Origin of the sequence: Streptomyces sp. NPDC018693, assembly GCF_044391385.1 — a bacterium.
GTDB lineage: Bacteria > Actinomycetota > Actinomycetes > Streptomycetales > Streptomycetaceae > Streptomyces.
The window spans coordinates 707677-713873 of record NZ_JBIRZZ010000004.1; the positions used below are offsets into that span (position 1 = coordinate 707677).

A 6197-nucleotide genomic window follows, 5' to 3' on the forward strand; every position below is an offset into this window, starting at 1 on the left:
CGGGTACTCGCGGGGCCGGAGGAACTGGCAGGTCCCATGAACCACTGGCTACGGCTGACGCTCCTCGGCGTGGGAGCGATGAACTCGCCCAGGTTCGCCCCGGCGGGTCTGCTGCTGCGGTGCCCGGGGTGCCGGGTGGCCTTCGACGGCGGTCCCGGGGCGGAGCCCCCGCCCGGGCGGCTGGACGCCTGGCTGGTCACCGACGAGCACGCCGAGCTGCGGTCGGAGCTGCGGCGCCGGGCAGCCGAGCGGGGTGTCCGGATCCACGCCGGCGATCTGGAGTTCGGTGCCGCCCGGGTGCGCTGCCGCCCGGTGGCGCACACTTCGCACCCCGCGTTCGGGTATCGCATCGAGGCCGGTGAGTCGGTGGCGGTCTGGGCACCCGAGTTCTGGGAGTTCCCGGCCTGGGCCGCGGGCGCGGACCTGATGTTCGCCGAGGCGGCGGCCTGGAACCGGCCGATACGGTTCCGAGGCGGTGTGGGCGGCCACGCGTCCGTCCACGCGGTCGGCGAACAGGCCGCGCGGCAGGGTGTGCGGCGCCTGGTCTACGCCCATATCGGACGCCCCACCCTGCGGGCCATCGACGCCGGCCTGACACCGCCCACCGGCGAGTGGGGCGTCGAGGGCCGGACGTATGCGCTGCGGTTCGGCCGGGAGCCGGAGGGGAGCTCCGGCCGGGAGCCGGAAGGGAGGAGGTCCTCATGACCGCGCTCCGTCTGGAAAGCCCCGTCTTCCGGGACCACCACCGTCTCCCGCCCCGGTACACCGAGGACGCCGGGAACGTCTCACCCCCGCTGACCTGGTCCGATGTGCCGGAACAGGCGACGGAGCTGGTGCTGCTGTGCGAGGACGTCGACGCGCCGTCGGGCAGCCTCGTGCACTGGGTGGTGGTCGGCATCGACCCCCGCAGCCTGGGCGTGGCGGCGGGCGGCATCCCGCCGGGCGGCACCGAGCTCGTCAACGGTTTCGCGCGCCGCGGGTGGAGCGGCCCCGGCCCGCCGCCCGGGGACCAGCCGCACCGCTATGTCTTCCGCCTCTACGCGCTGGGCCGGCCCTGCGTCCTGCCCGACGCGCCCAGCGCCGAGCAGGTCCACGAGGCCGTGGCGACGCGGGAACTGGCCGAGGGCACGCTGCTGGGCCTGTTCGACCGCTGAGAACCCGCTAGCCCACGGGCACGACGGCGACCGGGCAGCTCGCGTGGTGCAGCACGGCGTGCACGACGGTCCCCAGGCGCAGCCCGAGCCGGCTCTCGACCGGGTGCCGTGGAAGCACCAGCAGGTCGGCGCGGGCGGACGCCTCCACCAGGGCCGCGGCCGCCGAGCCGACGGTCACCTCGGTCTCCACATGCACCTCGGGGTGCTCGGCGACCGGACGCGCGGCGTGGTTCAGCAGCTGGACATGCGCTTCGCGCTCCGCCTCGGCGTCGTCGAATCCGGACACCACGGGTCCCCTGTCGGCGAGCGGCGTCCAGGCGTGGAGCAGCCGGACACGGGTCCCGCGCAGCTCCGCCTCGGCCAGGGCGAAGCGTACGGCCTCCTCGTCGCGGTCGTCGCGTACGCCGACCACGATGCCCTCGCGCGCGCCGCTCCCCGTCTCCCCGCGCACCACCACGACCGGCAGACCGGCATGGGCGGCCACCCTGCGGCTCACCGAACCCAGCAGCAGTTCGGCGAAACCGCCGCGCCCACGGGTCCCGACCACGACGAGATCGGCGTCCTGTGCCGCGCCCAGCAGCGCGTCGCCCGGATCCTCACGTGCGAGCACGGTGTCGATCGGCAGACCGGGGCGGGCGGCCGCGACCCGCGCCCGGACGTCGTCCAGCACACCGAAGGCCGCGCGCAGGACCTGGTCGGTGAGCCCGACCCCCGTCTCCCCGTACGCGGTGTCCGCGCTCGGGCCGACGGCGTGGACGACCCGCACCGCGCATCCGCGTGTCTCCGCCTCGGCGGCCGCCCAGTCCGCGGCCGGCCAGGAGTGCGCCAGGTCGTCGATCCCGACGAGCACCGGGCCCGGTCCGCCGTCGTCGTCGGTCGCCACGGGTCACGCTCCTCCGCCGCCCCCGGCGTCCCTCCGGACGGCCAGGGCGCGTTCGATGTGTTCGCGTTCGAGGAGGCCGAGCAGGCGTCCCTCGGGGTCGGTGACCGGGACGGCCTCGGTGCCGGCCCGCGTCATGCGTTCCAGCAGCGGGCCGAGCGGCTCATCGGCGCGGACCGTCGCCGGCCCGAGCCGCATGGCGTCCTCCACGGTGCCCCCGGTGCGGTGGGCCGTGTCCTCATGGCGGAGCAGACCGACGACGACCTGCTCGTCGTCGACCACCACACACGTCCCCCGCCCCGTCTCGTCCAACATCGCCACCACGTCGTCGAGCGGCTGGTCCACCGTGCAGATGAACACGCCGGGGTCCGCCACGTCCCCGGCCAAGGCCGTGGCCGCCGCCTGGCCCTCCCTGGGCAGGCCGGCCGCCAGCCAGTCCGCCTTGCCCGGCACGTAGTCGTAGACCTGCCGGAACCCCAGCTGCTCCAGCCGGGCGGCGGCCCGCGGGCTCAGGTCGCACAGCTCGTCGGCGCAGTAGACGATCACGGGCCGCCGCGCGTCCAGCTGCTCGGGCGCCCGCTCGTCCAGGTCGCGCAGCCCGATGTGCAGCGCACCCGGCAGATGGGCCTCCTCGTACGGCTTGCGCGGCAGCACCTCGACGAGCTGGGCCAGCTCCTGCTCGACCAGCCGGAACACCTCCTGCCGGTCCACCAATCGCGTCGCCATCGCTCCAGCTCCTTCCGGCTCGGCCCCGTGGCCGTCGCCGCCGCCCTTGCCTCAGCCTTTGCCTCCTATGGAGATGCGGCGCCGCTTGTTCGTGCCGGTCTTCGGCAGGCGGACCGACAGGATGCCGTCGGTCAGGTCCGCCTCGACCCGCTCGCTGTCCACTCCGCTGGGCAGGCCGGTGCGGTAGAGGAAACGGCCGGAGCGGCGCGACAGCACCCGGCCCTTCTGTTCCTCGGTCAGCTCACCGGCGATCTGCAGTTCGTGCTCGTCGACGTCCACGGAGATGTTCTCGCGAGGGATGCCGGGCAGCTCGGCCCGGACGACGTAGGCGTCCTCGGTCTCCTCCTCCTCGACCGCCGGCACCCATGAGCCGCCCCACGCGGGCCCCGCGCCCCGCTCGAACGCCTGGCCCATGTCACGCCACAGACTCTCCAACTCGGTGAAGGGGTTCCAGTCCCACGGCACCAGTCCCGACCTGCGCCACGGCTCCGGACGGCCACCCCTGTGTGCTGGCAGATTCACGGCACACCTCCGTCGTCGTCCCGTCCTGTCGGGTAACCGGCGCGCGGGGTGCCACACCTCTCTGCGGCACCCCACCCGAGTGGGGCCACGGCGCCGTATCACCGGCATGATGGTGCCTGCGGCCCCCACCGAGGCCGCAGGTGTTGCCCGGCTAGCCGAAAGAGGAATATGAGCGGGACGTCTGTCCAGGCCAGAGGCCCTGTGGGAAGTGTGGTGTAAGGCCGTGCACATTGTCATCATGGGCTGCGGCCGAGTGGGGTCCGCGCTCGCCCAGACCCTGGAGCGGCAGGGGCACACGGTCGCCGTGATCGACCAGGACCCCACCGCCTTCCGCCGCCTCGGCTCCTCGTTCGGCGGCCGCCGGGTCACCGGTGTCGGCTTCGACCAGGACACCCTGCGTGAGGCGGGCATCGAGGAGGCCGGCGCCTTCGCCGCGGTCTCCAGCGGTGACAACTCCAACATCATCGCTGCCCGGGTGGCCCGCGAGATGTTCGGCATCGAGAACGTCGCCGCCCGGATCTACGACCCCCGGCGCGCCGAGGTCTACCAGCGCCTGGGCATCCCGACGGTCGCCACGGTCCGCTGGACCGCCGACCAGATGCTGCGCCGGCTGCTGCCGTCCGGTGCCGAGCCGCTGTGGACGGACCCCACCGGTGGTGTCCAGCTGGCCGAGGTGCACACCTCGACGGCGTGGGTCGGGCACCGGATCAGCAGACTCCAGGAGGAGACGGGGGTCCGCGTGGCGTTCCTCACCCGGCTCGGCGAGGCGATCGTGCCCAGCTCGCGGACGGTGCTGCAGGAGGGCGATCTGGTGCATGTGATGATGCGGTCGGACGAGGTCGAACGGGTCGAGGCCGCGTTCGCCAAGGGTCCTGAGGAGGGCGGTCACCGATGAGGGTCGCCATTGCCGGAGCCGGTGCGGTGGGCCGCTCGATCGCGGGCGAGCTGCTGGAGAACGGCCACGAGGTCCTGCTGATCGACAAGGCGCCGACCGCGATCTCGGTCGAGCGCGTCCCGCAGGCGGAGTGGCTGCTCGCCGACGCCTGCGAGATCACCTCCCTCGACGAGGCGGCGCTGCAGCGCTGCAATGTCGTGATCGCCTCGACGGGCGACGACAAGGTCAACCTGGTCGTCTCCCTGCTGGCGAAGACGGAGTACGGCGTGCCGCGCGTCGTCGCCCGGGTGAACAACCCGAAGAACGAGTGGCTGTTCAACGAGTCCTGGGGCGTGGACGTCGCCGTCTCCACCCCGCGTCTGATGTCGGCGCTGGTCGAGGAGGCGGTGAGCGTCGGCGACCTGGTCCGTCTGCTCCGCTTCAGCCACGGCGACGCCAACCTCGTCGAGCTGACCCTCCCGGAGGAGTCCGCCCTGGCGGGCACCCAGGTCGGCGATGTGGAGTGGCCGCAGGACACCTCCCTGGTCACCATCATCCGCGGCACCCGCGTCCTGACCCCGACCTCCGAGGACTCCCTGGAGGCGGGCGACGAACTCCTCTTCGTGGCCGCCCCGGCCCGCGAGGAGCAGTTGGAGGACCTGCTGTCGGTCCGCCGCGCGGACGCGACGGACTGATCCCCGAGCAGATGACCGCCGGGCGGGCGGGCATCCCGGCCCCGCCCGCCCGGCGACGGGGCACACCTACTCGGTCGGCCTCGCGGCAGCCTCCCGCTCCGCCTTCTCCGCCGCCTCCATCTCCGCGAACACATCGATCGGCGCGGGCGCCTTCGCCAGGAACACCCAGGTCAGCCACACCGCCAGCAGGAACGGCGGGATCTTCAGCGCGACCAGCACCCAGCCCAGCTGGGTGGTGTCGGCCCACCAGTACAGCGGGAAGAGGATCGCGCACTTGGCGAGCAGGATCAGCCCCCAGGCGTAGCTGGCCTTCGCGTACGCCTTCTTGCGGCCCGGGTTGCGGGTCCGCCAGGAGAGGTTCTCCTTGAAGACCGGGCCGAGGATCAGGCCGATCAGCGGTACCCCGCACAGGGTCGTGATGATGTAGGCCAGCCCCAGCCCCAGCGTGTAGAGCATGCCGGGCAGATAGAAGTCCTTGGCGTTGCCCGTCATCATCGCGAAGACGACACCGAAGGCGACACCGAAGACCCCGCTGAAGGCGTGCTTGACGGTGTCCTTCATCGCCAGGCGGACCACGACCAGGACCAGCGACACCGCGAGCGCGGCGATCGCCGACATGTGCAGGTCCTTGTTGATCGTGTAGATCGTGACGAAGAGAAGGCCGGGGACCACCGTCTCGACCATGCCCCGCACCCCGCCGAACGCCTCGAACAGCGCGGCCTCCGTCACCGCCCGGGCGTCATCCGCTTGAGTGTCCTGGGTCGGCTTGTCGAGTGACGTCACCGGCTACTCCCTACCGAGGGGTCTCAGTTCGTACTTCGGGTTGAACAGCACCCGGCGGCCTCTGCTCATGGAGATCCGGCCCGATGCGATCAGCCTGCGCCCCGGTTCTATCCCCACGATGGAGCGCCTGCCGAGCCACACCACGTCCAGCGCGGCGGAGCCGTCGAACAGCTCGGCCTCCAGGGCCGGGACTCCGGCGCGCGGTCGCAGGGTGACGGTGCGCAAGGTACCAGTAACCGTCACTATCTGCCGGTCCTGGCAGTCACCGATCCGCGTACAGCCGGCCGTCTCGGCGTCCTCCCGCAACTCCTCCGACTCCAGGTCCTCCTGCGAGGAGGAGAGCCGGTCGAGCATGCGCCGGAACCGGCCCACCGGCTTTTCGGAACGAGGAGCACCACTCATATCTGAAGCGTACCGGGGGCCACCGCCGCTGCCGTACCCCCCGTCACCACCCTCGAACGGGCTAGCTGTATTGCCCTGTGAGGTTCGGAACGCGGCTGGCGGGTGGCTGGCCCTTGAGCGCGGTGTGTCCGCGGTGGTGATTGTAGGTGTGCAGCCAGTCG

General features: G+C 72.4%; 9 protein-coding genes and 1 pseudogene. 4 read left to right on the forward strand and 6 right to left on the reverse strand.

Annotation, left to right across the window (positions count from 1 at the left end; all coding sequences use genetic code 11):
* Window positions 1–36: 36 nt before the first annotated feature.
* Window positions 37–705, forward strand: a complete 669-nt coding sequence (locus ACH5AC_RS15010) for an MBL fold metallo-hydrolase (protein ID WP_398862184.1) — start codon at window positions 37–39, stop codon at window positions 703–705.
* Window positions 702–1154 carry a YbhB/YbcL family Raf kinase inhibitor-like protein gene (locus ACH5AC_RS15015; protein WP_398862185.1) on the forward strand — a complete coding sequence of 151 codons (453 nt, stop codon included), beginning with the start codon at window positions 702–704 and terminating at the stop codon, window positions 1152–1154. The genes ACH5AC_RS15010 and ACH5AC_RS15015 overlap by 4 nt, the downstream gene beginning before the upstream one ends.
* Before the next feature lie 7 nt (window positions 1155–1161).
* On the opposite strand, the gene ACH5AC_RS15020 is transcribed toward ACH5AC_RS15015, so the two are convergent.
* From ACH5AC_RS15020 to ACH5AC_RS15030, 3 genes are read right to left on the reverse strand one after another with little or no spacing between them, the layout of a single operon-like run.
* Window positions 1162–2037 carry a universal stress protein gene (locus ACH5AC_RS15020; protein ID WP_398862186.1) on the reverse strand — a complete coding sequence of 292 codons (876 nt, stop codon included), beginning with the start codon at window positions 2035–2037 and terminating at the stop codon, window positions 1162–1164.
* A gap of 3 nt (window positions 2038–2040) precedes the next feature.
* A complete protein-coding gene (locus ACH5AC_RS15025) occupies window positions 2041–2760 on the reverse strand; it encodes a CBS domain-containing protein (RefSeq protein ID WP_398862187.1) in 720 nt (239 codons plus the stop codon).
* Between the two features lie 51 nt (window positions 2761–2811).
* The gene (locus ACH5AC_RS15030) at window positions 2812–3282 is read right to left on the reverse strand and encodes an Hsp20/alpha crystallin family protein (RefSeq protein WP_398862188.1); all 471 of its coding nucleotides are present in this window, start codon (window positions 3280–3282) and stop codon (window positions 2812–2814) included.
* Window positions 3283–3505: 223 nt separating this feature from the next.
* Between ACH5AC_RS15030 and ACH5AC_RS15035 the strand changes: the two genes are divergently transcribed.
* Complete coding sequence (locus ACH5AC_RS15035) at window positions 3506–4177, forward strand: potassium channel family protein (RefSeq protein WP_398862189.1); 672 nt, start codon at window positions 3506–3508, stop codon at window positions 4175–4177.
* Entirely contained in the window at window positions 4174–4851 is a 678-nt protein-coding gene (locus ACH5AC_RS15040; RefSeq protein ID WP_398862190.1) for a potassium channel family protein, read from the forward strand. Before ACH5AC_RS15035 ends, ACH5AC_RS15040 begins: the two co-directional genes overlap by 4 nt.
* A 66-nt stretch (window positions 4852–4917) precedes the next feature.
* Here the strand turns inward: ACH5AC_RS15040 and ACH5AC_RS15045 are convergent, their stop codons facing one another.
* From ACH5AC_RS15045 to ACH5AC_RS15055, 3 genes and pseudogenes are all read right to left on the reverse strand, one after another.
* Entirely contained in the window at window positions 4918–5634 is a 717-nt protein-coding gene (locus tag ACH5AC_RS15045; protein WP_398862191.1) for a DUF3159 domain-containing protein, read from the reverse strand.
* Between the two features lie 3 nt (window positions 5635–5637).
* A complete protein-coding gene (locus ACH5AC_RS15050; RefSeq protein ID WP_398862192.1) occupies window positions 5638–6036 on the reverse strand; it encodes an OB-fold nucleic acid binding domain-containing protein in 399 nt (132 codons plus the stop codon).
* Window positions 6037–6097: 61 nt separating this feature from the next.
* A pseudogene (locus ACH5AC_RS15055) lies at window positions 6098–6197 on the reverse strand (IS481 family transposase); the annotation flags it as partial.